22 protein-coding genes are annotated in these 26,873 nt (G+C 69.5%); 18 read left to right on the plus strand and 4 right to left on the minus strand.

Annotated features, from left to right (window positions below):
* Position 1 precedes the first annotated feature (1 nt).
* The 10 genes from CAL29_RS10960 (at position 2) to CAL29_RS11005 (ending at position 14,074) form a co-directional block, all read left to right on the plus strand.
* Positions 2-736: a PqiC family protein gene (locus tag CAL29_RS10960; protein WP_094853076.1), complete on the plus strand. Its 735-nt coding sequence runs from the start codon at positions 2-4 to the stop codon at positions 734-736.
* Between the two features lie 123 nt (positions 737-859).
* Positions 860-1,708 (plus strand): ABC transporter permease, encoded by an 849-nt coding sequence (locus CAL29_RS10965; RefSeq protein ID WP_373559731.1) that lies wholly within the window; start codon positions 860-862, stop codon positions 1,706-1,708.
* A gap of 3 nt (positions 1,709-1,711) precedes the next feature.
* Positions 1,712-2,803 (plus strand): ABC transporter ATP-binding protein, encoded by a 1,092-nt coding sequence (locus CAL29_RS10970; protein ID WP_094853077.1) that lies wholly within the window; start codon positions 1,712-1,714, stop codon positions 2,801-2,803.
* Between the two features lie 14 nt (positions 2,804-2,817).
* Positions 2,818-3,738 (plus strand): ABC transporter permease, encoded by a 921-nt coding sequence (locus CAL29_RS10975; protein ID WP_256977372.1) that lies wholly within the window; start codon positions 2,818-2,820, stop codon positions 3,736-3,738.
* Positions 3,739-3,790: 52 nt separating this feature from the next.
* Positions 3,791-5,035 carry a metal-dependent hydrolase family protein gene (locus CAL29_RS10980; protein ID WP_094853078.1) on the plus strand — a complete coding sequence of 415 codons (1,245 nt, stop codon included), beginning with the start codon at positions 3,791-3,793 and terminating at the stop codon, positions 5,033-5,035.
* Positions 5,036-5,107: 72 nt separating this feature from the next.
* The gene (putA, locus tag CAL29_RS10985) at positions 5,108-8,926 is read left to right on the plus strand and encodes a trifunctional transcriptional regulator/proline dehydrogenase/L-glutamate gamma-semialdehyde dehydrogenase (protein WP_094853079.1); all 3,819 of its coding nucleotides are present in this window, start codon (positions 5,108-5,110) and stop codon (positions 8,924-8,926) included.
* An 85-nt stretch (positions 8,927-9,011) separates the two neighbouring features.
* Positions 9,012-10,118 (plus strand): extracellular solute-binding protein, encoded by a 1,107-nt coding sequence (locus tag CAL29_RS10990; RefSeq protein WP_094853080.1) that lies wholly within the window; start codon positions 9,012-9,014, stop codon positions 10,116-10,118.
* A gap of 95 nt (positions 10,119-10,213) precedes the next feature.
* Positions 10,214-11,827: an amidohydrolase family protein gene (locus tag CAL29_RS10995; protein WP_094853081.1), complete on the plus strand. Its 1,614-nt coding sequence runs from the start codon at positions 10,214-10,216 to the stop codon at positions 11,825-11,827.
* Entirely contained in the window at positions 11,817-12,944 is a 1,128-nt protein-coding gene (locus CAL29_RS11000; RefSeq protein ID WP_256977373.1) for a CobW family GTP-binding protein, read from the plus strand. The genes CAL29_RS10995 and CAL29_RS11000 overlap by 11 nt, the downstream gene beginning before the upstream one ends.
* 74 nt (positions 12,945-13,018) lie before the next feature.
* Complete coding sequence (locus CAL29_RS11005) at positions 13,019-14,074, plus strand: extracellular solute-binding protein (RefSeq protein WP_094853082.1); 1,056 nt, start codon at positions 13,019-13,021, stop codon at positions 14,072-14,074.
* Positions 14,075-14,192: 118 nt separating this feature from the next.
* Here the strand turns inward: CAL29_RS11005 and CAL29_RS11010 are convergent, their stop codons facing one another.
* Both CAL29_RS11010 and CAL29_RS11015 read right to left on the minus strand, forming a co-directional pair.
* The gene (locus CAL29_RS11010) at positions 14,193-15,479 is read right to left on the minus strand and encodes an Nramp family divalent metal transporter (RefSeq protein WP_094853083.1); all 1,287 of its coding nucleotides are present in this window, start codon (positions 15,477-15,479) and stop codon (positions 14,193-14,195) included.
* A 384-nt stretch (positions 15,480-15,863) separates the two neighbouring features.
* Positions 15,864-16,286, minus strand: a complete 423-nt coding sequence (locus tag CAL29_RS11015; RefSeq protein ID WP_094853084.1) for an OsmC family protein — start codon at positions 16,284-16,286, stop codon at positions 15,864-15,866.
* A gap of 163 nt (positions 16,287-16,449) precedes the next feature.
* On the opposite strand from CAL29_RS11015, the gene CAL29_RS11020 reads away from it, so the two are divergent.
* From CAL29_RS11020 to CAL29_RS11055, 8 genes are all read left to right on the plus strand, one after another.
* Complete coding sequence (locus tag CAL29_RS11020) at positions 16,450-17,406, plus strand: ornithine cyclodeaminase family protein (RefSeq protein ID WP_094853085.1); 957 nt, start codon at positions 16,450-16,452, stop codon at positions 17,404-17,406.
* A 146-nt stretch (positions 17,407-17,552) separates the two neighbouring features.
* Positions 17,553-18,818 carry an ABC transporter substrate-binding protein gene (locus tag CAL29_RS11025; protein WP_256977497.1) on the plus strand — a complete coding sequence of 422 codons (1,266 nt, stop codon included), beginning with the start codon at positions 17,553-17,555 and terminating at the stop codon, positions 18,816-18,818.
* Positions 18,819-19,077: 259 nt separating this feature from the next.
* On the plus strand, positions 19,078-20,328 hold the full coding sequence (locus CAL29_RS11030) for an ABC transporter substrate-binding protein (RefSeq protein ID WP_094853087.1): 1,251 nt from the start codon (positions 19,078-19,080) through the stop codon (positions 20,326-20,328).
* A gap of 603 nt (positions 20,329-20,931) precedes the next feature.
* Positions 20,932-21,843, plus strand: a complete 912-nt coding sequence (ehuB, locus tag CAL29_RS11035) for an ectoine/hydroxyectoine ABC transporter substrate-binding protein EhuB (RefSeq protein ID WP_179283980.1) — start codon at positions 20,932-20,934, stop codon at positions 21,841-21,843.
* Positions 21,844-21,960: 117 nt separating this feature from the next.
* Positions 21,961-22,599 (plus strand): ectoine/hydroxyectoine ABC transporter permease subunit EhuC, encoded by a 639-nt coding sequence (ehuC, locus tag CAL29_RS11040; RefSeq protein ID WP_094853088.1) that lies wholly within the window; start codon positions 21,961-21,963, stop codon positions 22,597-22,599.
* The gene (gene ehuD / locus CAL29_RS11045; RefSeq protein WP_094853089.1) at positions 22,599-23,321 is read left to right on the plus strand and encodes an ectoine/hydroxyectoine ABC transporter permease subunit EhuD; all 723 of its coding nucleotides are present in this window, start codon (positions 22,599-22,601) and stop codon (positions 23,319-23,321) included. The genes ehuC and ehuD overlap by 1 nt, the downstream gene beginning before the upstream one ends.
* Positions 23,318-24,088 carry an amino acid ABC transporter ATP-binding protein gene (locus tag CAL29_RS11050; RefSeq protein ID WP_094853090.1) on the plus strand — a complete coding sequence of 257 codons (771 nt, stop codon included), beginning with the start codon at positions 23,318-23,320 and terminating at the stop codon, positions 24,086-24,088. Before ehuD ends, CAL29_RS11050 begins: the two co-directional genes overlap by 4 nt.
* A 169-nt stretch (positions 24,089-24,257) precedes the next feature.
* Positions 24,258-25,373 (plus strand): NADH:flavin oxidoreductase/NADH oxidase, encoded by a 1,116-nt coding sequence (locus CAL29_RS11055; protein WP_094853091.1) that lies wholly within the window; start codon positions 24,258-24,260, stop codon positions 25,371-25,373.
* Positions 25,374-25,440: 67 nt separating this feature from the next.
* Here the strand turns inward: CAL29_RS11055 and CAL29_RS11060 are convergent, their stop codons facing one another.
* Both CAL29_RS11060 and CAL29_RS11065 read right to left on the minus strand, forming a co-directional pair.
* Positions 25,441-26,091, minus strand: coding sequence for a dUTP diphosphatase (locus CAL29_RS11060; RefSeq protein WP_094854017.1), 651 nt, complete (start codon positions 26,089-26,091; stop codon positions 25,441-25,443).
* A 161-nt stretch (positions 26,092-26,252) separates the two neighbouring features.
* Entirely contained in the window at positions 26,253-26,864 is a 612-nt protein-coding gene (locus tag CAL29_RS11065) for a hypothetical protein (protein ID WP_094853092.1), read from the minus strand.
* Between the last annotated feature and the right edge of the window lie 9 nt (positions 26,865-26,873).

Below are 26,873 nucleotides of genomic sequence, written 5' to 3' on the forward strand. Positions count from 1 at the left end.
CATGACCTCTCGTCCGTCGGCGCTTCGTTCGCTGTTTTCCGCCGCCCACGCAGCGGCGCCTTCCCCGGGCCGCCGCGCCCGCCGTCCCGCCGCCCTGGCGCTGCCGGCGGCGGCGCTGGGCCTGGCCTTGCTGGCCGGCTGCGCGGGCTCGCCGCCCGTGCACTACTACACCCTTACCGGCGCGCCCCTGCCGCCCAGCGCCACCCCGGCGCCGGCGGCGCCCGCCTTCATGCTGGAAGTGCTGCCGGTCGACGTGCCGCCGACCGCCGATCAGCCCCAGTTGATGATGCGCGAGCAGGATGGCGGCCTGACGCCGCTGTACTCCGAGCGCTGGTCGGCGCCGCTGGCCGACGAAATGCGCGGCGCGCTTGCCGATAGGCTGACCCGCACGCTGCAGGCGCCGGACGTGCAGGCCATGCGCGCGCCCGCCGGCGCGCCGGTGTGGCGGGTGACCGTCGACGTCCAGCGCTTCGACAGCGTGACGGGCGTGGAGGCCGTGGTGGACGCCACCTGGCGGGTGCGGCCGGCCAACCTGAAGGGCCAGGCCTGGCAGTGCCGCAGCGTCAGCCGCGTGTCGGTCAGCGGGACGGACGCGCCGTCGGCGGTGCGCGGCCTGCGCGACGCCACGCGCGACCTGGCGCTGACCATCGCCAGCGCCATCCAGGACGGCACGGGCCATCCGCAACCCGGTTCGCCGCAGGTGCAACTGATGGGGTGCAACCAGATTTCGGAGTAGGTTGCACCTTTTTCGTAAATCCGGGTTAACCTTTATTTTCTTCAGGTAACCCGGCGCGTAGGATGTGGTTTCACTACAGATCGGACGGCGCTCGCCGTCCGGCGTCTCAAGGGGAATCACGTCGTGGCAGTTACCGTTGCGTCCGCCCCCCGGGCCCGCGCGCCGCTTTCCTTGCCCTGGCTGCGCTGGCTGCATCTCGCCTTCGTCGCGCTGATCTATCTCTTCATGCTGAGCCCGCTGCTGTTCGTGGTGTGGCTCAGTTTCTTCAAGGACGCCATCCTTTATTTCCCGCCGTCGGGCTATACGCTGTCCTGGTACGTCAAGGCCTGGGACAACGCGGCCTTCGCCAACGGCTTCCTGTTCAGCCTGCAGGTGGCGCTGGTGGCGGCCCTGTGCGGCGTCGCGCTGGGCGTGCTGGCGGCGCTGGGCATCATCCGCCACCGCTTCCGCGGCGCGCAGGCGGTCAATACGCTGCTGCTGTCGCCCCTGCTGGTGCCGGGCATCGTCGCCGGCGTCGCCATCTACCTGTTCTACCTGCGCGCCGAAAACGCGCTGGACATGGATATCGTCGGCACCTACGGCGGCCTGGTGCTGGCGCACGTCTGCCTGACCATCCCCTGGACGGTGCGGCTGGTCTCGGCCAGCATGGGCGGGCTCGATCCCTCCATCGAGGAAGCGGCCCGCAATCTGGGCGCCAGCGGCCGGGTGGCGTTCTTCCGCGTCACGCTGCCCATGCTGCGGCCCGCCATCGTGGCGGCCGCGCTGTTCTCCTTCATCGTTTCCTTCGAAAACCTGGAATTGTCGCTGTCGCTCGTGGGGCCCGGCCACACGACGCTGCCGATCGCCATCATGCAATACCTGGAGTTCAACCTGGATCCGACCATCGCCGCGGTGGCGTCGGTGCAGATCCTTTTGCTCGGTATCGTCATGCTGGTCACCGACCGCTACGTCAAACTCAGCCAGGTGGTGTGAAAGATGGCCCATGTCGCTCTCGAAGGACTCCGTAAGCAGTACGGCGGCGCGCTGGCCGTGGCCGATTTCTCGCTGGACATCGCCGACGGCGAACTGGTCGCCTTCCTCGGCCCCAGCGGCTGCGGCAAGACCACCACGCTGCGCATGATCGCCGGCTTCATCGCGCCCACCGCGGGCAGCATACGCATCGGCGACAGCGACGTGACGGCGCTGCCGGCGCATCGCCGCGACACCGGCATGGTGTTCCAGCGCTATGCCTTGTTCCCCCACATGACGGTGGCCGAGAACGTCGCCTTCGGACTGGAAATGCGCAAGGTGGCGGCGGCCGAGCGCCAGCGCCGCATCGCCGACGCGCTGGACATGGTGCGCATGGGGGAATTGCGCGACCGCTATCCGCGCCAGTTGTCCGGCGGCCAGCAGCAGCGGGTGGCCATCGCGCGGGCGCTGGTCATCCAGCCCAAGGTCTTCCTGCTCGACGAACCGCTGTCCAACCTGGACGCCAAGCTGCGGCTGGAGGTGCGCGACGAGATCCGCGCCTTGCAGCGGCGCCTGGGGCTGACCACGATTTTCGTGACGCACGACCAGGAGGAGGCCCTGTCCATCGCCGATCGCATGGCCATCATGCACGACGGCCGCGTGCAGCAGGTCGGCACGCCGGAAACGCTGTACGAGAAGCCGGCCAATCTCTTCGTCGCCGATTTCCTGGGCAAGATGAATTTCTTCGACGGCCGCATGGACAGCGGCGTCTTCGCGACGGCGCGCGGCCTGCGCCTGGCGGTCGGCGACGCCGCGCCGGACAGCACGCGCGTCGGCGTGCGGCCCGAGCGGGTCGTCCTGCGCGCCGGCGCCGACGGGCCCAATGCCCTGGCCGGCAAGGTGGACGCGGTGTCCTACCTGGGCGCGCACATCGACGTGCGCGTGCGGCTGGACGGCGGCGACCTGCTGAGCTGCCGCTGCGCCAATGCGGGGTCCGCCCATGCCGGGGCCGCCGATGCCGCCACTGGCCATGGAAGCGCGGCCGCGCCCGCGTTGGCGCAGGGCGCGCCGGTGTACGCCTGCTTCCATCCCGCCGATTGCGTGGCGTTCGGCGCGTGACGAGGGACGACCCCATGCAGACATCGGCCCACGCGGAATCCCCCACGCTCTCACGTCCCGCGGCCCCCGTTGCCGCCGGCGCGGCGCGCGGACGCGGCGCCAGCATGGCCTTTCCCGCCTCGCTGGTGGTGCTGGTCATCGTGCTGGTCCCCATCCTCATGCTGTTCCGCTACAGTTTCGAGCACTTCGATCCCGCGCAGACGGCGCAGGCCGGCTTCACCCTGGAAAACTACGTGAAGTTCTTCGGCGATCCGTATTACCGCGACGTGTTCCTGACGACGCTATGGGTGGCGGCCCTGTGCACCGTGCTGGCGCTGGCGCTGGGTTTCCCCGTGGCCTATTTCCTGGCCAAGACGCAGAGCCGGCACAAGAGCCTGCTGATCATCCTGCTGGTGTTCCCGCTGCTGGTCGGCAACGTGGTGCGCGCGGCGGGGTGGATGATCATCCTGGGCAACGCCGGCGCCGTCAATGCGGTGCTGGTGGGGCTGGGCCTGGCGGCCGAGCCCGTCAAGCTGCTCTACACGCCACTGGCTGTGGTCATCGGCACCACGGCCGTGGTCCTGCCGTACTTCATTCTGACCTTGCAGAGCGTCCTGGAGGGCATCGATTTTTCCGTCGAGGAAGCGGCGCGGAACCTGGGCGCGGATTTCTTCACGACGCTGCGCCGGGTGGTGCTGCCCATCGCCGCGCCGGGCGTGGCCGCCGGCACGGTGCTGGTCTTCATCCTTTGCATGAATGCGTATGCGACGCCGGTGCTGCTGGGCGGCAGCGGCATCACCATGATGGCGCCGGCCTTGTACGACCAGATCACGCGCGGCTCGAACTGGCCCTTCGGTTCGGCGCTGGCCCTGGTGCTGGTGTGCGCCACCTTGCTGATGGCGCTGCTGTCGAACTGGCTGATCCATCGCCGCTACGTGAAGACGATGGCGTCATGACGCGCGCTTGCGATATTTCCGCCTTCACCCTGAACCTGTCCGGAGCACATCGATGACCGCCGTCCTGTTCAAGAATGGAAATCTGCTGGACCCCACCGTGGATGAGCTGCTGGAAGGCCATGACGTCCTGGTCGAGGACGGCCTGGTCAAGGAGGTCTCCGACCGTCCCTTGCAGGCGGCGTCGGCCCGGGTGATCGACGTCCGCGGCAAGACCGTCATGCCCGGCTTCATCGACCTGCACGGCCACGTCATGGCCACGCAACTGAACCTGAGCGCGCAGGGCGTGCTGCCCGATGCGCTGGTGATGATGCGGGCGGTGCCCATCATGGCGGCCATGCTGCGGCGCGGCTTCACCACCGTGCGCGACGCGGGCGGCGCCGGCTGGGGGCTGAAGTGCGCGGTCGAGGAAGACACGGTCGTGGGCCCGCGCCTGTTCATCTCGGGCCATGCCATCAGCCAGACCGGCGGCCACGGCGATCCGCGGCCGCGTTCGGATCACCTGCGTCCCATGAGCTTCTGCGGCTGCTGTTTCCGCGCCGGCGACATCGGGCGCGTGGCCGACGGCGTGGACGAGGTGCGCAAGGCCGTGCGGCAGGAACTGCAGATGGGCGCGGACCAGATCAAGATCATGGCGTCGGGCGGCGTGGCCTCGCCCACCGATCCCATCGCCGCATGGGGCTATTCGGACGACGAGATCCGCGCCATCGTGCACGAGGCGCGCGCCCGCCAGACCTACGTGATGGCGCACTCCTATACCGCGGAGGCCATCGAGCGCGCCGTCGGGATGGGCGTGCGCACCATCGAGCACGGCAACCTGGTCGACGAGCGCGTGGCGCGGCTGATGGCGGAGAAGGGCGCCTATGCGGTGCCCACGCTGGTGACCTACGAGGCGCTGGCCAACGAAGGCGCCCAGTACGGCCTGCCGGAGGCAAGCGTGGTGAAAATCGCGTCGGTGCGCGAGGCCGGGCTCGATTCGCTGTCGCTGTTCAAGCGCGCCGGCGTGAAGATGGGCTTCGGCACCGATCTGCTGGGCCCGTCGCAGCGCCTGCAAAGCGACGAATTCCGCATTCGCGCCGGCGTCCTGGGCAACCGCGACGTCATCCGCAGCGCCACGCTGGTCGGCGCCGAGGTGCTGAACATGCAGGACAAGCTGGGCCGGCTGGCGGCCGGCGCGCATGCCGACGTCCTGGTGGTCGACGGCGATCCCTACAAGGACATTTCCTGCCTGCTGGGCCAGGGCGAGCGCATCCCCCTGGTCATGAAGGGCGGCAAGATATACCACGACCATCTCGATTGACCGATCCCACTTAATCGATCCAACGTAATCGATCCAACCTAACCGATCCAACCGGACCCCGTACCGAGCAGCATGGCTACCACCACTCTAGGCGTCAAGGTCGACGACGCATTGCGCGACCGCTTGAAGAATGCCGCGGCGAAACTCAATTGCACGCCGCACTGGCTGCACAAGCAGGCCATCGTGTCGTACCTGGACCGCATCGAGCGCGGCCAGTTGCCGGCCGAGATTTCGCATTGCGGCGATGGGGCCCTGGCGGGCATGGAAGACCCCGATCCGGCCCCGCAGACGCGGGTGCCGCCGTTCTTCGAATTCGGCCAGGACGTGCAGCCGCAGTCCGTGCTGCGCGCCGCCATCACGGCCGCCTACCGGCGGCCGGAGCCCGAGTGCGTGGCCCTGCTGCTGGGCCAGGCGCGGGTGGCGCATCCCGAGAAGGTCCACGCCATGGCCGCCGGCCTGGTCAAGGCGCTGCGCGGCAAGCGCAAGGGCGGCGGCGTCGAGGCCCTGATCCAGGAGTTCTCGCTGTCCAGCCAGGAAGGCGTGGCGCTGATGTGCCTGGCCGAAGCGCTGCTGCGCATCCCGGACCGCGCCACGCGCGACGCCCTGATCCGCGACAAGATCTCGCACGGCGACTGGAAGTCGCACATGGGCGGCTCGCCCTCCCTGTTCGTCAACGCCGCGACCTGGGGGCTGATGCTCACCGGCAAGCTGGTGGCGGTCAATAGCGAGCAGTCGCTGTCGCGCGCGCTGACGCGCCTGATCGGCAAGGGCGGCGAACCGCTGATCCGCAAGAGCGTGAACATGGCCATGCGCATGATGGGCGAGCAGTTCGTCTCGGGCCAGAGCATTTCCGAAGCGCTGGCCAACAACCGCAAGATGGAGGCCAGGGGCTACGGCTATTCCTACGACATGCTGGGCGAGGCGGCCACCACCTCGGCCGACGCCGACCGCTACTACGCGTCGTACGAGCAGGCTATCCAAGCCATCGGCAAGGCCTCGGCGGGCCGCGGCATCTACCAGGGCCCGGGCATCTCGATCAAGCTGTCGGCGCTGCATCCGCGCTATTCGCGCGCGCAGCGCGACCGCGTCATGAACGAACTGCTGCCGCGCGTGCTGCAGTTGACCCGCCTGGCGCGCAGCTACGACATCGGCCTGAACATAGACGCCGAGGAGGCCGACCGGCTGGAGATCTCGCTGGACCTCCTGGAAGCGCTGTGCTTCGACGCGGAGCTGGAGGGCTGGAACGGCATCGGCTTCGTCATCCAGGCCTACCAGAAGCGGGCGCCTTTCGTGATCGACTACGTCATCGACCTGGCGCGCCGCAGCCGCCATCGCCTGATGATCCGCCTGGTCAAGGGCGCCTACTGGGACAGCGAAATCAAGCGTGCCCAGGTCGACGGGCTGGAAGGCTATCCGGTCTATACCCGCAAGGTCTACACCGACGTGTCCTACCTGGCCTGCGCGCGCAAGCTGCTGGGCGCGCCGGAGGCGGTGTTCCCGCAGTTCGCCACCCACAACGCCTACACGCTGGCGGCCATCTACCAGATGGCGGGCCAGAACTACTACCCGGGCCAGTATGAATTCCAGTGCCTGCACGGCATGGGCGAGTCCCTGTACGACGAGGTGGTCGGGCCGGCGGCGCAGGGCAAGCTGAACCGCCCCTGCCGCATCTACGCGCCGGTCGGCACGCACGAGACGCTGCTGGCCTACCTGGTGCGGCGCCTGCTGGAGAACGGCGCCAATACGTCCTTCGTCAACCGCATCGGCGACGACAGCGTGTCCATCGACGAGCTGGTGGAGGACCCGGTCGAGGCGGCGCAGGCCATTGCTCCGCCGGGCGCGCCGCACGAGAAGATCCCCTTGCCGCGCGAGCTGTACGGCGCCGCCGCCAGCGGCGCGCGCCTGAATTCCCAGGGCCTGGACCTGAGCAACGAACATCGCCTGGCCTCGCTCTCCGCGGCCCTGCTGGCCAGCACGGCCATGCCGTGGCGCGCCGCGCCCACCGTGGGCGAGCGCCTGGCGTGGGACGACGAGCGCGCGCGGCCGGTGCGCAACCCCGCCGACCTGCGCGACGAGGTGGGGCAGGTGGTCGAGGCCTCGCAGGCCGAGGTCGAGGACGCGCTGCGCCATGCCGTGGCGGGCGCGCCGATCTGGCAGTCGACGCCGGTGCCGGAGCGCGCGCAATGCCTGCGCCGCGCCGCGCAGTTGTTCGAGGAGCAGATGCAGACGCTGCTGGGCCTGATCGTGCGCGAGGCCGGCAAATCGCTGCCCAACGCCATCGCCGAGGTGCGCGAGGCGGTCGACTTCCTGCGCTACTACGCCGACCAGGCCGAACGCGAGTTCGACAACCATACGCATCGTCCGCTGGGACCGGTGCTGTGCATCAGCCCCTGGAATTTCCCGCTGGCGATCTTCACCGGCCAGGTGGCCGCGGCGCTGGCGGCGGGCAACACGGTGCTCGCCAAGCCGGCCGAGCAGACGCCGCTGATCGCGGCGCAGGCCGTGGCCATGCTGCGCGCGGCCGGCGTGCCGGCCGACGCCGTGCAACTGCTGCCCGGCCGCGGCGAGACCGTGGGCGCCGCGCTGGTGGCGGACCCCGCCGTCAAGGGGGTGATGTTCACCGGTTCGACCGAAGTGGCGCGGCTGATCGCGCGCAACCTGGCCGAGCGCCTGGACGACGCGGGCCACCCGATTCCCCTGATCGCCGAGACCGGCGGCCAGAACGCCATGATCGTCGATTCCTCGGCCCTGGCCGAACAGGTGGTGTTCGACGTGCTGACCTCGGCCTTCGATTCGGCCGGCCAGCGTTGCTCGGCGCTGCGCGTGCTGTGCCTGCAGGAGGACAGCGCGGACCACGTGCTGCACATGCTGCGCGGCGCGATGGACGAGTTGCGCGTGGGTAATCCCGATCATCTGTCCGTCGACGTCGGGCCGGTCATCGACGCCGAGGCGCGCGACGGCATCCAGCGCCACATCGACGCCATGCGCGCGGCCGGCAAGCCGGTGGCGCAGGCCGCGCTGCTGGCGGAGGCGCGCCACGGCACCTTCGTGCCGCCCACCTTGATCGAGATCGGCAGCGTGCGCGAGCTCAAGCGCGAGGTCTTCGGCCCCGTGCTGCACGTGCTGCGCTACCAGCGCGACCGGCTCGACGCGCTGCTGGACGACATCAACGGCAGCGGCTACGGCCTGACCTTCGGCGTGCATACGCGCATCGACGAAACCATCGCCCACGTCACCGGCCGCATCCATGCGGGCAATATGTACGTCAACCGCAATATCGTCGGCGCGGTGGTGGGCGTCCAGCCCTTCGGCGGCGAGGGCCTGTCCGGCACCGGCCCCAAGGCGGGCGGTCCCCTGTACATGTACCGCCTGCTGTCCGTGCGCCCCCTTGGGCTGCCGCCGCTGGCCGGCGGCGGCAAGCTGCCGCTGTCGCTGACCCTGCCGGGCCCGACCGGCGAGTCCAATACCTACCGGCTGGAGCCGCGCGGCGCCGTGCTGTGCGCGGCGGCCACCGAGGCCGGCGCGCGGGCGCAGCTCGCGGCGGCGCGCGCCTGCGGCAACCGCGTGCTGTTCGTCGACAACGCCGCCGCGCGCGGCGTGCAGCAGGGCCTGGACGCCGCGCAGCGCGACAGCGTGGCCCTGGTGGCCGACGCCGAGCTGGAGCAGGCCGATTTTCAGGCGGCCCTGTTCGAAGGGGACGGCGACGCCTTGCTGGTGTTCCAGCGCCGCGTCGCCGCGCGCGACGGCGCCATCGTGCCGGTGCAGGGCCTGACCACCGAGGCGCTGGGGCAGGGCGAGCAGTACGTGCCGGACCGGCTGGTGGCCGAGCGCTCCATCAGCGTGAACACCGCCGCCGCCGGCGGCAACGCCAACCTGATGACCATAGGCTGAGGGAAACGGTAACGGCGCGCGGCGTGACAAGCGGACGGACATGGGATGACAATGATGGCCCCCACCCGGTATTGGAGTTCATGATATGGCCGCTTCGCGTGCTCGCCGTTCCTTCCTGACCACCGCCGCCGCGCTGGCGCCGGCCCTGCTGGGGCTGCCCCGCCTGGCGCGCGCGGCGGCGCAATGCGGCGCCGGGGTCGTGGTGGGAATGCCGGCGGGGCCGCGCCAGGCCTTGCTGCACGAAGTGCTCGATCCCTTGCTGGCGCCGGCCGGGCTGGTGCCCGCCTACCAGACGGCCAGCGCGCTGGCGCAAGGCACGCGCATCCGCGCCGAAATCGGCGCGCGGCGGCCCACGCTGGACCTGGTGGTGCTGCGCGACCGCGATCTTCACGCGATCCAGGCCGAAGGCGGCCTGGCGTCCGTCGACGCGCAGGCGGTGCCGCGCGGCGCGCATTTGCTGGCGCCCTTCAAGTCGTCGTCCGCCCTGGTCCATGCCTGGACCGGCCTGGTGCTGGTCTACGACAAGAGCAGGTTCAAGACGCCGCCGGACAGCCTGGCCGCGCTGGTGGAGCCCGCCACGCAGGACGCCGCGTCCCGGGACGCCGGCGTGAAGGACGGCGGCTCCGCGGCGTCCGCGGCCAAGGACCACGTCGGCCTGCTCGACGGCATGGCCGGCACGCTGGCCGTGGCCGGTTCGCTGGCGCTGGGCAAGGGCGCCGCGGACCTGGACGCGGGCCGGACCTGGCTGACCGCCCTGCAGGGACAGGGCGCCCGCGCCTATGCCGACGAGGCCGCGCTGGCGCGCGGGTTCCGGCGCGGCCAGGTGCGCGCCGCCCTGGTCTGGCGCGCCACCGCGCTGCAATGGAAGAAGGACGGCCTGGCGCTGGACTCGGCGGTGCCGCGCGAAGGACTGATCCCGCTGCTGTACCAGGCCGCCCCCGTCGCCGCCGGGCCCGACCGCGCCTGCGCCGCCGGCTATCTGGACGCCTTGCTCGATCCCAAGGTGCAGCAGGCCTTCGCCGCCCGCCTGTACCTGGCGCCCGCCACGGACGACGCGGCGCTGCCGCCGGAAACCCAGGCGGCGGCGTTCGCGCCAGCGGAGATCGAGCGGGTGGTCAAGCGCGACATGGATGCGCTGGCGCGCGCCGAAGCCGACCTGAATGCCTTCTGGAGCAAGACTTTCCATGCCTGATCCCGCTGCCCTGATCCCCTGATTGCCGTGTGAACCCCGGCCACGCGGACGCCATGGCGGCCCCGCATGCGCCACATCGCGCCGAAGGAATTGCCATGTCTGCCGACCAGCCGTACGCCAACGCCGAAGTTGGCGAAGAATCGCGGGAACTCAATGCCGCCAAGGGATGGCATCCCGCCGTCGCCGCGACTTCGCGGGACCGGGGCGAGGGGCCTTTCGACCGCCTGGTGCTGCGCGGCGCCACCGTCATCGACGGCACCGGGGCGCCGCCGTGGGGGCCGGTGGACATCGTCGTCGAGCGCGACCGCATCGCGGCCCTGGTCAACGTGGGCACGCCGATGAAGGAGATCAATCCGGCGCGGCGGCCGGGCCCGGGCGATCAAGAGATCGATTGCCACGGCAAGTTCGTCACGCCGGGTTTCGTCGACGCGCATGCGCACATCGGCACGCCCTACCATTCGATGAGCGGCATCGTGCCGCCGGCCGACTACATCTACAAGCTGTGGCTGGCGCATGGCGTGACCACCATACGCGAGATGGGATCGATCAACGGCCTGGGGTGGAACCTGCAACAGAAGGAAGCCTCGGAGAAGCATGAGATCGCGGCGCCGCGCATCCTGGCGCATGCCTACTTCCCGGCGGTGAACGATCGCGTCAAGACCATCCATACGCCGGAGCAGGCGCGCGAGTGGGTGCGCAAGATCAAGGCGCGCGGCGCCGACGGCATCAAGTTCTTCGGCGCGCCGCCGGCCATCATGCAGGCCGCGCTGGACGAAGCCCGCATCCAGGGCCTGCGTTCGGGCTGTCATCACGCGCAGATGGCCGTGACGCGGGTCAACGCGCTGAAGTCGGCGCGCTGGGGACTGACCAGCTCGGAACACTACTACGGCCTGCCGGAAGCCTTGTTCGAGAACCGCGTGGTGCAGAACTTCCCCACGGACTACAACTACGGCGACGAATACTTTCGCTTCGCGCTGGCCGGCCAGACCTTCATGCAGGCCGCGCAACCCGGCAGCGCCAAGTGGCGCGAGGTCATGGACGCCTTCCTGGAGGCGGGCCACACCTTCGTGCCGACCTTCAATATCTACGACGCCAATCGCGACCTGATGCGCGCGCGGCGTGCCGACTGGCACGACGACTACACCTGGAAGGCGATCTGGAAATACTTCCAGCCGCAGCGCGGCGGCCACGGCGCCTACTGGTATCGCTGGAGCACCACCAACGAAATCGAGTGGAAGCAGAACTACCGCCTGTGGATGCAGTTCGTCAACGAGTACAAGAACCTCGGCGGCCGCGTCTGCGCCGGCAGCGATTCGGGCTTCATCTTCCAGATCTACGGTTTCGGCTTCGTGCGCGAACTGGAGCTGCTACAGGAAGCCGGCTTCCATCCCCTGGAGGTGCTGCGCGCCGCGACCTCGCAGAGCGCCGCCTTGCTGGGCCTGGAGGACGATACCGGGGTGGTGGACCCGGGCAAGCGCGCGGACCTGCTGGTGCACGACCAGAACCCGCTGGAGGACTTCAAGCTGCTGTACGGCACCGGCGCGATGCGCCTGAACGACGACACCGGCAAGGTCGAATGGCGCCGCGCGCTGCGCTACACCATCAAGGCCGGCATGGTGTACGACACGGAGCAGTTGCTGGCCGACGTGCGCGAGCTGGTGCGGGGAAGCTGGGACGGCGACCCGGAGGGGCCGCCGCATGCACGCTGACGCGCCGGACGGTGACATGGGACGCGGGAGCGCGGACGCCGCGCCCGCGCCGGTCGACCTGATCGTCCTGTCCGGTTTCCTGGGCAGCGGCAAGACCACGCTGCTGCTGCAATATCTCAATGACGCGGGCGCGGCCGACACCGGCGTCATCGTCAACGAGGTGGGCGAGATCGGCGTCGACGGCGCCATCGTCGCCGACGGCAGCGACGCCGTGCCGATGACCTTGCTGGCCAACGGCTGCGTCTGCTGCGCGATGCGCAGCAGCCTGGTCGATACCGTGGCCGCCTTGCTGGACGCGCCGCGTCCGGCGGGGCACGGTCCCTTGCGCCGCGTCATCCTGGAGACCAGCGGCGTATCGCGGCCGGGGCCCATCATCGCCGCGCTGGCCGACCCGGAGCTGGCGCGGCGCAGGCTGCGCGTGGCGGTGGTCAGCACCTATGACTGCGTCACGGGCGCGTTGCAGGCCGAGCGTTTCGACGAGGCCAGCGCGCAACTGGCCGCGGCCCAGCGCATCGTGCTGACCAAGCGCGACCTGGCGGACGAGCGGGAGATCGCGCGGCACCGCGCGGCGATCGCCGGCATCAATCCGCTGGCGGACATCGTCGACGAAACCGCGCGCGGGCAGGCCGCGCGGCGCGCCTTCGAGGACACGGCGCCGGCGCGCGACGCCGGCGTGGCGCAAGCCGTGGCCGCGCTGCGGGCGGCCGGAAAAACGGGTGCGGTGACAGGTGTGGCTACGGGCGTGTGGCCGTCCGCCGGCCCGGGCCGGGAGGACGTGGCCGGTATCGCTCACCCGCGCATCCACGTGATGACCGCCGAGTTGATGGCGGGCGCGGCGTGGGAGGACCTGGCGCTGTGGCTGGACGACCTGTCGGCGTTTTGCGGCGAACGCCTGCTGCGCGTGAAGGCCGTGCTGCGGGTCAGCGATTGCGACGATCCCATCCTGATCCAGAGCGTCGGCACGACCTTCAGCGCGCCGCGCCGGCTGCGCGCGGGCGACGTCGCGGACAATCTTTTCGTCATCATCACGCGCGACCTGGACGCGGACGCCCTGAACGCCATGGCGGCGAATGCCGCCGTCGCCGTGCACGCGCCGCGCCGGCGCGTCCCGGCTTGAGGGTTATCTCCTATTCAGGCGCGTCCGCGCGCCCTCCACAATGGGCATCGATCGTTCATGGAAGGAGTCTGGGCATGCAATCCTGGCAGCGCAATCGGCGTACGTTCTTGAAATCGGCGGCGGGACTGGCGCTGGCCCCCGCGCTGCCCCTGATGCCCCGCGTGGCGCATGCCGCCGGCGGCGACGTGGTGGTCGGCACCTGGGGCGGCGACTACCAGAACTTCCTCCAGCAGTTCATCGGACCGACGGCCACCCAACTGGGGCTGAACGTGGTGTTCGACACCGGCAACGCGGTGCCGCGCATGACCAAGCTGAAGGCGGAGAAGAACTCGCGGCGCGGCTCCATGGACGTGGCGCTGCTGGGCGACCTGGATATGTACGACGTGGCGCGCAGCGCCTGCCTGCATGACGTGTCGGCCAAGGAGGTGCCCAATCTCGCCAATGTCTACGATCAATTCAAGACGCCGTATTCGATCCCGCACATCTTCAGCGCCATGGTCCTGGTGTACAACCGGGAGAAGTTCAAGACCCCGCCCGATAGCTGCAACGTCGCGCTCGATCCCGCGTACAAGGGCCGCATGGGTTTCTCGGACATCCTGTTCAACTTCAACGGCATCTTCGTCGGCCTGGCGGCCGGGGGCGGCGCCGGCAGCTTCGAGCCCGGCAAGAAATTCCTCGCCGAACTGGTCAAGAACCAGCCTCGCGTCTATCCGTCCAACGAAGCCGTGGCGGCGGCGTTCAAGTCGGGCGAGATATGGATGGCCTGCATGTGGAAGGCGCGCGCGCTCCAGTGGCGCGACGCCGGCCTGCCGCTGGAGTTCGTGATTCCGAAGGAGGGCGCGATTCCCGTCACCTTCGAAGGCGGCCTGGCGCGCAACAGCCGCAACGCGGAGAACGGCTGGAAGTATCTCAACGCGATGCTGGAGCCCGCCGGCCAGTTGCAGTTCGCCAAGGCCATGGGCTACGCGCCGACGGTGCACAACGCGCAACTGCCGCCCGACCTGCAGGCGCGCGTCGGCTTCACGGAAGACGAGATCAAGCGCATCCACAAGTTCGACCTGAAGGCTCTGGTCGACAGCAAGAGCGACTTCCTGGACTACTGGAACAAGGAGTTCAAGGCGAAGCTATGAGCGCCTGGGCATCTGAGTACGCATGAATGCGGCGCCTCTTGGGCGCCGCATTTTTTAGCGTTGCATGGAAGTAGCGTTGCATGGAAGCGCACGGCCCCGCAGGACCCGCGCCGTTTTCCTACATCGCCTGCAACACCAGCAGATAGCCGTCCAGCCCGATGATGCTCACCGTCGCCAGGATGGCCAGCGCCGCCCACGTGCCGCGCAGCGTGAAGCCGCCCATGACGTCGCGCCGCATGGCCAGCCACACCAGCGGCACCAGGGCGAAGGGCAGGGCAAGGCTCAGCACGACCTGGCTGAGCACGAGCAGGTTGTCGGGATCCTGCCCGCCGGTGGCGACCAGCAGGGCGATGGCGGCGCTGCCGGCCACCAGGCGGGTGAACAGGGCGCGCTTGCGATCGGACCACTTGCTGGCGCGAAAGCCGTTGGCCAGCACCCGGCCGGCCAGCACGCCGGTGATCGTGGAGCTTTGGCCGGCGGCGTACAAGGCCACGGCGAACACCACGGCGGCGCCCACGCCCAGCGTCTTGCCGATGACGGCGTGCGCTTCGTCCAGGCTGGTCACCGGCATCGGGCCGCCCGACAGCGAGGCCGCCGCGACGATGATGATGGCGGCGTTGATCAGCGTGGCGATGCCCAGCGACAGCACCGTGTCGTTGCGCGCGATGCGCATGGCCAGGCCGCGCGCTTCGCGCGGCAGCTCGCGCGCCCGGTGCGCCAGCGCGCCGGAGTGCAGGTAGAGGTTGTGCGGCATCAGGGTGGCGCCCAGGATGCCCAGCGCGATCAGGAAGCCGACGGGGTCGCGCAGGGCCTTCACGGGGCTCAGCGTGCCTTGCGCGACGGCCGTCCAGTCGGGCCGCACCTTGAACAGCAGGAAAATGAAGGACACCGAGACGATGGCCAGCAGCACCGCGATGATGCGTTCGTGCCGGTCGGCATTGCCGCGCGCCACGGCCAGTACCGCGAAGGTGCCCGCGGCGGTCACCGCCACGCCGACCATCAGCGGCAGGTTGAACAGCAGGCGCAGGGCGATGGCGCCGCCGATGAGCTCGGCCAGGGCGGTGGCGAGGATGGCGGCCTCGCCCGCCAGCCAGGCCAGGCGCGCCAGCGGGCGGGGCAGGTGGCGGACGGTCAGCGTGGCCAGGTCTTCGCCGGTGGCCAGCGCCAGGCGCGACACCAGCACCTGGAAACCCAGGGCCAGGAAGGCGGCGACGAACACCACCATCATGAGGTGGTAGCCGAAGGTGCTGCCGCCGGCGATGTCGGTGGCCCAGTTGCCCGGGTCGATATAGCCGACCGCGACCAGCAGGCCGGAGCCGACCAGGCGGCGCAGGCCGAGCGAGACCTGCCTGCCGTGGGCAGAGACCGCTTTGTTACCAGAGAGGGCCAGGATGAATTTGGTCACGGATGCCGCCGGTCGAGGTCTCCGGGTCGTTTGTATTCCCCGGGGGGAGGACCGCCTTGGGCGGTCTGCGGCAAACGGCGCCGGAAAGACCAATTTGAGAATGATTCCTATTGTGAGTATTCCGGCGGAATCGGTCAACTAAATAGATATTTAGTCGGCGATTAAATAAAACTATCAAGCGCCAGGGCGACCCCATTAACCGCCTATCCCGGCGTGGTGCCCGGACGCGCGGCCGCCTGCCAGCACAGGCGTACCGCGCCGGCAGCCCGTGTCCGCAAGCCGGATGCCGGCGGGACCGCCGGCCGGGGGAAGGGGAATCGATGGGGCGTTCGCGCCGCCGCGTCCCGCCGGCGGCTCGCGCATTCGCCCCGGGGGCCGGGACGCCTACGCCAGCTTGGCGTCCATGGTGATGCTGGCCTTCAGGACCTTGGAGACCGGGCAGCCGGCCTTGGCCTTGTTGGCGGCGGCCTCGAAGGCCGCGGCGTCGGCGCCGGGGATCCTGGCGACCACGGTCAGGTGCACGGCCGTGATGGCGAAGCCGCCTTCGGCCTGGTCCAGCGTGACGACGGCCTCGGTCTGGATGCTGTCGGCCTTCAGGCCGGCCTCGCCGAGGATATTGGACAGGGCCATCGAGAAGCAGCCCGCGTGCGCCGCGCCCAGCAACTCTTCCGGGTTGGTGCCGGGGGCATTCTCGAAGCGGGTCTTGAAGCCATAGGGCGCGTCCTTCAGGGCGCCGCTCTCGGTGGAGATATGGCCGGTGCCGGTTTTCAGGTCGCCTTTCCAGACTGCGGATGCCTTCTTCTTCATGCTGCTACTCCTATGAAGGGTTGCGCGGCCCGCGCGGAGCCGCGGAGGGCCCGGCTCCGCCAGGCGAAACCGGACTTTCCATCATATACCCGGTCCCGGGGATTCCTCCTGTAGCCGCGCGGGCGCGCCTTGGGGATAATCCCCCTGACCAGGAGGTAGTCAGATGTTGCTTATCGATACCGAACAGACCCGTTCGGCGCTGTCTTTCGACGTACTCATTCCCGCCTTGCGCACGGCGTTCCAGCAAGGCGCCACCGTGCCCTTGCGGCATACCCACGCCGTCGCGTCCGGCGGCGATCACGGCACGATGCTGATCATGCCGGCCTGGAACGAGCAGGGATACCTGGGCGTCAAGGTCATCAATATCTATCCGGAGAACGGCGCGCGCGGGCTGCCCGGGCTGCATGCCATCTATACGCTGTACAGCGCGCGGACGGGCGTGCCGCTGGCCCATGTCGACGGCGACGTGGTGACCGTGCATCGCACCGCCGGCGCGGCGGCCCTGGGCGCGGACTACCTGGCCCGGCGCGATGCCCGCGTGCTGGCCATCGTGGGTTCGGGCCGCATCGCCGGCCTGGTGGCGCAGGCCATGCGCGCCGTGCGGCCCATCGAGCGCGTGCTCGTCTGGAACGTGCGGCCCGCCGGCGCCCAGGCCCTGGCGGCCAGGCTGCGCGAGGCGGGCATGGACGCCGTCGCGGTCGCGGACGCGCGCGAGGCCGTCGAGCAGGCGGACATCGTCAGTTGCGCCACCTTGTCGACCGAGCCGCTGATCCAGGCGGCGTGGCTGCGGCCCGGCACGCACCTGGATCTCATCGGCAGCTTCAAGCCCGATATGGTGGAGGCGCATCCGGACTGCTTCCGCGGCGCCTCGGTCTACGTCGATACGGACGAAGCGGCGGCCAAGGCCGGCGACCTGCTGCAGGCTTTCGAAGCCGGCGCCTTGGCCCGCGGCGACATCCGCGGCGACTTGCAGGCGCTGGCGCGCGGGACGGTGGCGGGACGCCGGCGCGACGACGAGATCACCATTTTCAAGGCGGTGGGCAGCGCGCTGGAGGACCTGACCGCGGCGGCGCTGGCATACGAGTCGGCGGGACGCGCCGAAGCAAAGCGGAAGGATTGAGGCAAAATCGGGGTATTCGCGCTGCCGCCAGTATCCGGAGCATTGCCATGTCTGCAGCTTTGCCGTCGCGCCGCCGCGCACGGCCGTGGTGGATCGCCGCGGTCGTTTCGTTGAGTTGGGCCGCGTGCCTGTGGCCGGGCCCCGGCATGTCCGGCGCCGCCCGCGCGGCGCCCGGCGACCAGCCGCCCGCCGCCGCGCCGCCCATGGTGATCGTGGGCGTGGACTTGTCCCTGACCGGCCACGCCAGCGTGTTGGGCCTGCAAAGCCGCAATGCCGTGCGCCTGTGGCCGGCGACGCTGGGCGGCCTGCCGGCGCGCTACGTGGTGCTCGACGACGGCAGCGACCTCGGCCGCGCGCGCGCCAACATGCGCGCCTTCACCGAAGCGGGCGAGGGCGCCGGCGGCGCGTCGAACAGGTCCGCGGATGCAGCGCGGGCAGGCGACGCCAAGGACGCGTCCGAACAGACGCTGGCCGCCGGCATGACCGGCGGCGACACGGCCGCCGCGCCGCCGCGCGCCGACGCCGTGGTCGGCTTCATGACCACGCCGCTGGCGCAGGCGGTGCTGCCCGACGCCGCGCGCACGCGCACGCCCTTGATCGTCCTGGCGGGCGCGCCCAGCCTGGTCACGCCCATGGACGCGACGCGCGCCTGGGTCTTCAAGATGTCGCAGAACGACGGCGTCATGGCGCGCGCGATGGTGGACGACATGGTGCGGCGCGGCTATCGCGATGTCGCCTTCTTCGGGTTCGACGATGCGTACGGCGAGGGCTGGCGGCAGGCCTTCACCCAGGCGGCGGCGGGCAAGCTGCGCATCGTCGCGCAGGAGCGTTATCCGCGCAGTTCCCAGGCCCTGGTGAGCCAGGCGCAGCGCATCATCGCGGCGCGTCCCGCCGCGGTGCTGGTGGCCGCCACCGGCGCCGATGCCGTGCTGCCGCAACGCACCCTGCGCGAACGCGGTTTCGGCGGCCAGGTCTACCAGACCCACGGCATCGCCACGCCGGATTTCCTCAAGGAAGGCGAGAGCGACGTCGAAGGCACGCTGTTCGCGGCCGGGCCGGCGATGTTCGCCCGCGCCTTGCCGCCGGACCATCCGGCGCGGCCCGCGGCGCTGGCTTTCGCCGATCTCTATGAGAAGCGGTATGGCAAGGACACGGTGACGCAATTCTCCGCCGATGCCTATGGCGCCTGGGTCTTGCTCGATCACGCCGTGGCCGCCGTCGTGCGCGCCGGCCTGCGTCCCGGCGACGAGGCTTTCCGTGTCGCCCTGCGCAAGGCGCTGGAAGATACCCGCGGCCTGGCCGTTCCCAACGGCATCCTCAACCTGTCGCCCACCGAGCACCAGGGCCTGGGCGCCGACGCCGTGGTGATAGGCGGCGTGCGCGGCGGGCGCTACGTTTATCCCGCGAATTGAAGCCTGGGCGTCGACCTGCTTCGGCGTGGCGGATGATGGCTCGATGCCCGGTTTGTCCGACCGGGTGTCCGGCTTCGCCACGCATCGTCCGGCCGGCTCGGGGATTACCCGGAAACCTCCCCATTTTTCGTGAAAAGCCACCAGAATGATGGCGGCGTGGATGCTACTGTCGTATCCCGCGCCTGTCTTGCGGTCGACACGCGTCGGCGTATTTTCGGAAGTAGCACCAGTCGTCGAAATTATCCCAAGGGGAAAAGAGATGAGTTTCAGGAAGCTGGCAGCATTGGCTCTTGTCGTCGGGGCCTTCAGCGCGGTCGATAACGCTGCGGCGGAACAGGTAATCAGGATAGGGGCCATATATCCGCTGAGCGGCGCCCTGGCGTCCTCGGGCGCCGAGTCCAAGGCCGCCCTCGAACTGGCGCAATCCATCATCAACGATCCGCATCCCGAGTTGGCCGGCGTGCCATTGGCGGAAGGACAAGGTCTGCCCAATCTCGGCGGCGCCAAAATACAGTTCGTATTCGCCGACAGCCAGGGCAAGCCCGAGATCGGTCTCGCCGAGGCCCAGCGCCTGCTGGAACAGGAGAAGGTGGTCGCGCTGATGGGGGCCTACCAATCGGCGGTCACCAAGACCGCGAGCCGGATCGCCGAGCAGCACGGCATTCCCTACGTCAATGCCGAGTCCAGCAGCCCCGATCTCACCGAACGCGGCTACAAGTATTTCTTCCGGACCACGCCGACCGACGAGACCTTCATCGAGAACATGATGCAGTTTCTCGATGGCGTGAAGGAAGTGCCGACGAAAAAGATCGCGGTGGTCTACGAGAACACGGACTTCGGCGTGAACAGCTATCGCGCGGTCAAGAAATTCGCCGACAAATATCACCGCGATATCGTCGCCAACATCGCCTATGCCGCCGGCACGCCCTCCGTCACGTCCGAGGTGCAGAAACTCGCCGCGGCCAAGCCGGACGTCGCGATATTCGCCAGCTACGTGTCGGACGCCACCTTGTTCGTCCGGACGATGCGCGAAACGGGATATGCGCCGCCCGTCTTCCTGGCCAACGATTCGGGGTTCGTGGACTCGCACTTCGTGGCCGAGATGGGGCCGATGGTCCAGGGCCTGTTGACGCGCGACGCCTGGGGCACGGACGTGGCGCAAGGCAACAGCATCTTGTCCAAGGTCGACCAGCTTTACCTGGCGAAGACGGGCAAGCACTTGAATGACTCGGCGGCGCGCGGCCTGCAAGGCGCGCTGGTCTTGGCCGACGCCATCAACCGGGCGGGGAAGACCGATCCCGAGTCCCTGCGCGCGGCGCTCGTCGCCACCGACCTGTCCGCCAAGCAGATCATCATGCCGTGGCCGGGCGTCAAGTTCGACGCGAAAGGCCAGAACGAGAAGGGGACCGGCCTGATCCGCGTGTTCCAGGGCACCGAGTACCGCACGGTGTGGCCGGCTCAATACCGCGGCGCCGACGTCAAGCTGAACTTCCCCTTCACCTGGAAGTAAGCGGCTTGCCGGACCAGGACAGGCGCGGCGGTTCAAGGGAGGCCCACCCCGTACCCGCTTCGCGGGCCCCCTCAAGGGGGCGGCGTTGGCGGACCGGAAGGATGGGCCCACCCCCTACCGCGCTGCGCGCGGCCCCCTCAAAGGGGGCGACACCGGCGGACCGGGGGACCCGGCTCCGCGGTGTCTTCGATGGGCGTTGCTTCTTGCCGCCGGGCCGTCCCAAGGCAAAAACGCCCCCTCGGGGGGGCAGTAAGGGGCGTTAGCCGCGCGGCGTGGGGGCCTTTTTTTGGACGCTCGCCGGCCCCTTCGGGCTCCCGGGAGCGCGGCATCGCTGCTTTGTGCGCTGGCGCTTCGCCGCCGGCAGGCAACGAGCCCCCACCAGCGCTGTCCGTGCGTCTCCGTCACTATCGAGCAGATAGCAAGTTCCGCCTGGCCTCGCAATCGAGGCATCCTCCCTTTCGTCATGCCTGTCTTTTCCGCCGCTTCCTGGCGGCGGCGCCGTCGCGGCCGCCGCATAATTGATTCGCGGCAAAGTAATTTGTACTGAAATAGTTTTGTGCAATATCATTTCACCGATACTTAATTCGGAAGGAGGGGCTGGTTTTGCCTGAACGCCTGAGACTGGCCGTCGCGGCCGCCATCGGGGCGGCCGTGCTGGGCTACGCGGCGGTGCGCGCCGGCGGGGGCCATGATGACGGCGGCCGGCCGGCGGCGACGCCGCTCGATACGCTGGCCCAGGCCCGCGCCAAGGGTGAGATCCGCGTCGGCTACGCCAACGAGGCGCCTTTCGCCTATATGGACAGCCGCAGCAACCAGGTCACCGGCGAATCGGTGGAAATCGCCCGCGTGGTGCTGCGGCGTCTGGGCATCCGCGAGGTGCATGCCGTGCTGACCGAATTCGGTTCGCTGATTCCCGGCCTGAACGCCGGCCGCTTCGACATCATCGCCGCCGGCATGTACGTGACGCCGGACCGCTGCAAGCAGGTGGCGTTTTCCGATCCCACCTACGGCGTGGGCGCCGCCTTCCTGGTGCCGTCGCGCAACCCGCGCAATCTGCACAGCTACGAAGACCTGGCGCGCGACCGCGACGCCAGGCTGGGCATCGTCGTCGGGGCCATCGAGGGCGATTACGCGGCGGCCGTCGGCGTGCCGGCCGACCGCATGGTGATCTTTCCCGATGCCGTCAGCGCGCTGGCGGGGGTGCAGGTCGGCAGGGCCGACGCCTATGCGGCCACGGCGCTGACCGTCAATCACCTGCTGGGCAAGCTGCCGCCGGACGGCGGTCTGGAAAGGGCCCGGCCTTTCACCGACCCGGTGATCGACGGCAAGCCGGTGCGCGGCTATGGCGCCTATGCCTTCCGCAAGGAAGACCGGACGCTGGTCGACGCCTTCAATGCCGAATTGAAGCGCTTCATCGGCACGCCCGAGCACCGGCGCCTGGTCGCGCCTTTCGGTTTCACCGACGAGGAATTGCCGCGCGGCATGACTGCCGCGCGGCTGTGCGCGGGCCCGTAGACCCGGGCGGACAGACCCGGCCGGACGCGGCGCCGACCCGCGCCGCGTGCCGGCCATCGCCGGCGCCGTGGCGCGGCGCCGCTGCAACTGAACACTGAACAGACAGAGGCCAGGGGAATGGAAGACTTCCAGGTATTGATATTGCCGCTATTGCGCGGCCTGGGCGTGACCGTGCAGATCACCGCCGCGGCCGCCGCGCTCGCCATTCCGCTGGCGCTGCTGGCCGGCCTGGGGCGCCTGTCGTCCCATCCCTGGCTGCGCTGGCCGGCCACCGTCTACGTGCAGGTGTTTCGCGGCACCTCGGCGCTGGTCCAGCTTTTCTGGTTCTATTTCGTCCTGCCATTGTTCGGCCTCGAACTGCCCGCGATGGTGGTCGGCATCGCCGTGCTGGCGGCCAATACCGGCGCCTATGGCGCCGAAGTCGTGCGCGGCGCCATCGCCGCCGTGCCGGCCGGCCAGCGCGAGGCGGCGCGGGCGCTGAACATGCCGCCGGGCCTGGCGATGCGGCGCATCGTCCTGCCGCAGGCGCTGGCCGCCATGGTGCCGCCGGCGACCAATCTGCTGATAGAACTGCTGAAGAACACCGCGCTGGTGTCGCTGATCACCATCACCGACCTGACCTTCAGCGGCCAACTGGTGCGCAGCGACACCTTGCGCACCACGCCGGTCTTCCTGGCCGTCCTGCTGCTGTACTTCGTCGTGGCGCAGGCCATCGCCGGCGCCATGCGCCTGCTCGAACGAAAGGTCGCCGCCTGATGAACGCCGCCGCCGCTTCCGTCCGCTTCGACTGGCGCTACGCCTGGGACATCCTGCCGCAGCTCGGCAGCGCCTTGCTGGTCACGCTGGCGGCGACCGTGCTGGGCATGTTGATCGCCATCGTGCTGGGCCTGGCGCTGGCGGTATGGCGCCGTTCGCCGATACGGGCGCTGTCCCTGCCCGCCGCGCTGCTGATCGAATTCGTGCGCAGCACGCCCTTGCTGGTGCAGATGTATTTCCTGTTCTACGCCTTGCCGCTGACCGGGGCCAGCCTCTCGCCGTTCGCCACCGGCGTGCTGGCGCTGGGGCTGCACTACGCCGCGTATTGCGCCGAGGTCTACCGGGCGGGGCTGGAGTCCGTGCCGCGCGGGCAGGGCGAGGCCGCGCTGGCCCTGAACATGTCCGCATGGCGCACGCTGACCCGCATCGTGCTGCCGCAGGCCTTGCCGCCCATCGTGCCGGCCCTCGGCAATTACCTCATCGCCATGCTCAAGGACACGCCGATGCTGTCGGCCATCACCGTGATCGAACTGCTGCAGCAAAGCAAGATGACGGGCGCGGCGACCTTCCGCTATACCGAACCGCTGACCCTGGTCGGCGTGATCTTCCTGGCGCTAAGCCTGCTCGCCGCGCGCGCGGTGGCGTGGCTGGAGCGCCGCCTGGCGGCGCGCGGCAATCGGGCCGCCGCGCCGTCGTCCTCCGTTCCGGGAGCCCAAGCATGAGCGCCAGCATACGCCTGACCAACGTCCACAAACGCCATGGCGACCTGCACATCATCCGCGGCATCGACCTGGACGTTCCCGCCGGGCAGACCGTCGCCGTCGTCGGCCCCTCGGGCTCCGGCAAGTCCACGCTGCTGCGCCTGTTGATGACGCTGGACCGGCCGAGCGAGGGCGATATCGCCATCGACGGCGTGCCGATGTGGACCGATGCGCAGGGACGGCCGGCCAAGGCCGATTCCGCGCACCTGCGCGAGGTGCGCGGCAAGATAGGCATGGTGTTCCAGCAATTCAACCTGTTCCCGCACCTGACCGCGCTGGGCAACGTCATCGAGGCGCCCATGTACGTGCAGGGCCTGCCGCGCGCCGAGGCGCAGGCGCTGGGCTGCGAATACCTGGACAAGGTGGGGTTGGGCGACAAGCTGGACGCCTATCCCGCGCAGTTGTCGGGCGGCCAGAAGCAGCGCGTCGGCATCGCCCGCGCGCTGGTGATGCGTCCGGAGATCATGCTGTTCGACGAGGTGACCTCGGCGCTGGATCCGGAGCTGGTCGGCGGCATCCTGCAGATCATGCGCGAACTGTCGGCGCAGCGGACCATGACCATGCTCATCGTCACCCACCAGATGAAATTCGCCGAGCAGTCCTCGGACCGCACGCTGTTCTTCGACGGCGGCCGCGTGGTGGAGGACGCGCCGTCGGCGCAATTCTTCAGCGAGCCCCGGCATCCGCGGGCCAGGCAGTTCCTGCAAGCGGTGATCGAGGCGGAATAAAGCGGAGGGCCGCCGCGCACCGGACGATTCCGCATCGTTCCGGACCGTCCCGGACTGTCCCGGATGGTCTCGGACCGTCCCGGGCAAGCCCCGACGCCCGTTGGGGGCTTCAGGCGTCCGTGCCCACGCCCAAGGTATAAAAGACGGGTCCATCCTATCTGGAGCTCGCATGAGCCATCACCTGTTTTCGCCCGTCGCGCTGGGCAAGCTGCCGCTGGTCAACCGCATCGCCATCGCCCCGATGTGCGAATACTCGGCCGAGGACGGCAACGCCACCGACTGGCACATGATCCACCTGGGCCACCTGGCGCTGTCCGGCGCCGGCCTGCTGACGGTGGAAGCGACCGCGGTCGAGCCGGAAGGCCGCATCACGCCGGCCGACCTCGGCCTCTGGAACGACGCCAACGAGCAGGCGCTGGGTCGCGTGGTGCAGGCGATCCGCCGCTATTCCCCCATCAAGCTGGGCCTGCAACTGGCGCACGCCGGACGCAAGGCTTCCAGCCAGGCGCCCTGGAAGGGCGGCCAGCAACTGCCGGTGGGCGAAGGCGGCTGGATCTGCGATGCGCCGTCGGCCATCCCGCACGGCAAGGACGAAGTGCCGCCGCGCGCGCTGGACAAGGACGGGCTGGCGCGCATCCGCCAGGCCTTCGCCGACGCCGCCCGGCGCGCCGCGCGCCTGGGTTTCGATACGGTGCAGGTGCACTCCGCGCACGGCTATCTGCTGCACCAGTTCCTGTCGCCGCTGTCGAACCAGCGCACGGACGAATACGGCGGCAGCCTGGAAAACCGCATGCGCTTTCCGCTGGAAGTGTTCGAGGCGGTGCGCGCCGCCTTTCCCGCTGATAAGGCGGTGGGCGTGCGCGTGTCGGCCTCGGACTGGGTCGAGGGCGGCTGGGACGTGGCGCAGACCGTGGCGTATGCGCGGGCCTTGCAGGAGCGCGGCCTCGATTACATCGACGTTTCCTCGGGCGGCCTGTCGACGGCGCAGAAGATTCCCCTGGAGCCGGGTTACCAGGTGCCTTTCGCCGAGGAGATCAAGCGCGAGACCGGCTTGCCGACGATGGCCGTCGGCTTGATCACCGAACCGCGCCACGCCAATGAAATCATCGTCAGCGGGCAGGCCGACGCCGTGTCGCTGGCGCGCGGCATCCTGTACGACCCGCGCTGGCCGTGGCACGCGGCGGCCGAACTGGGCCATCATGTGCAGGCGCCGCCGCAATACTGGCGCTCGCAGCCGCGCGAGCTGAAGGACCTGTTCGTCGACGCCAGCTACGGCGGCCGTTGAGCGCCGGGCGCCGGGCAGGCCGCGCCGGCGGCGCGGCCTGCTTCAATGCGGCTTATTTCAATGCTGCTTACTTCAATGCGGCGTAGGCGCGCGCCAGCAGCGCCAGCAACTGTTCGGCGAAGTCCGGCCGCGCGGCGTCCAGGCCGGCCATCAGGCGGGCGAGGACCACGTTGTCCTCCTCGCCGTTCCAGACCTTGATGTAGCTGCCTTCCTTGTAGCCGTGGTCCTGGCGGAACAGGTTCAGCACGTTCTTCGACACGTATTGCTTGAAGGCCTCGTCCCAGGTCAACTGGCATGCGTGCATGGTGGTGGCCAGCACCTTGAAGCTGGCGCGGCCGCAGGCGGCCAGGCCGCCCAGCAGCTCCAGCAGTTCGGGGATGTCCAGCGCGGGCAGGCGATAGGTCTTGCCGTCCAGCACGATATCGTCGCCGCCGGCCAGGTCGGCCATCAACGCGCGCGACGCGCCGTCCGCGCCGTCGTGGGCGACGATGGCGTGCGACAGGTAGAAATGCAGGATGTCGATCAGCTCCATCTGCACCTGCGGCAGGTCCAGCGTCTGCTTTTTCCACCACTTCCAGCCATGATGTTCCAGCGCTTCGGCGGCTTCGACGAAAGCGGCGCGCAGGAAGCGCTGGCCGGCCCGCGTCCACTCGGGATCGATGCGGCGATTGAGCTGGTCCTGCAGCTTCAGCATGGTCGCCGCCTGGGCGGGCAGCAATCCGGCGGGGGTCTGGGTCACGGGCACTCCATTCGAAAGCAGGGCGCGCGGCCGCGGGCGGCGGCCGGCGAAAAACCGGGGAAAGGGAAGGCGGGAATGTTAGCACCGGCCGCCATGGCCCGGCGTCATTGCCGGCCTTCCCGGCGTCCTTTCCGGCGCCGTTACTTGTTCCGCCCGGCGCCCTGGCCCGGCTTGCCGCCGGACACGGTGGTCAGCGGCGGGAGTTTGCCCTCCGCTTGCCGGTCGGCATTGCGGCGGATGTTGCGGCTCATGGCGAACACCATCAGCGCGAACACCATCAGGAAGGCGCCGGGCATCGCCGCGGAAACGTCGACATTGCCGTCGTGGAAGGCGCCGGCGATCAGGCGCGCGGCGTGCCAGGCGATGAGCAGGCCCACCAGGAAAATCAGCGAGGCGATCTTGCGCTGCGCCGACCGCGCGGCCAGCGACGGCGGTTGAGTGGCGCCGGTGCCGGTCCGCGCGGCGTTGGCCTGGGCATTGCCATTGCCATTCACGGGCTTGGCGCCGGCCACGGCATCGGGACGCCGCGCGTCCTTGGCCGCCGTGCCGCCGTTGCCCTGGGTCGTCTGCCGGCCGCCCTGGTAGCCGCCCGGGCGGCCCACTTCGCCCGGCGACAGCGGGGGCGCATAGCCCTTGGCCTTGGCGGCGGCGTCCTGCGCGATCACCTGTCCCGGCGAAGGCATGCCGCGGTTGACCAATCGTTCGATGTAGCGGACGTAATCGCCGTCCTTGGGTTCGCCATCCAGCGCCATGATCGGGCC

The organism is Bordetella genomosp. 10 (assembly GCF_002261225.1).
GTDB lineage: Bacteria > Pseudomonadota > Gammaproteobacteria > Burkholderiales > Burkholderiaceae_B > Bordetella_C.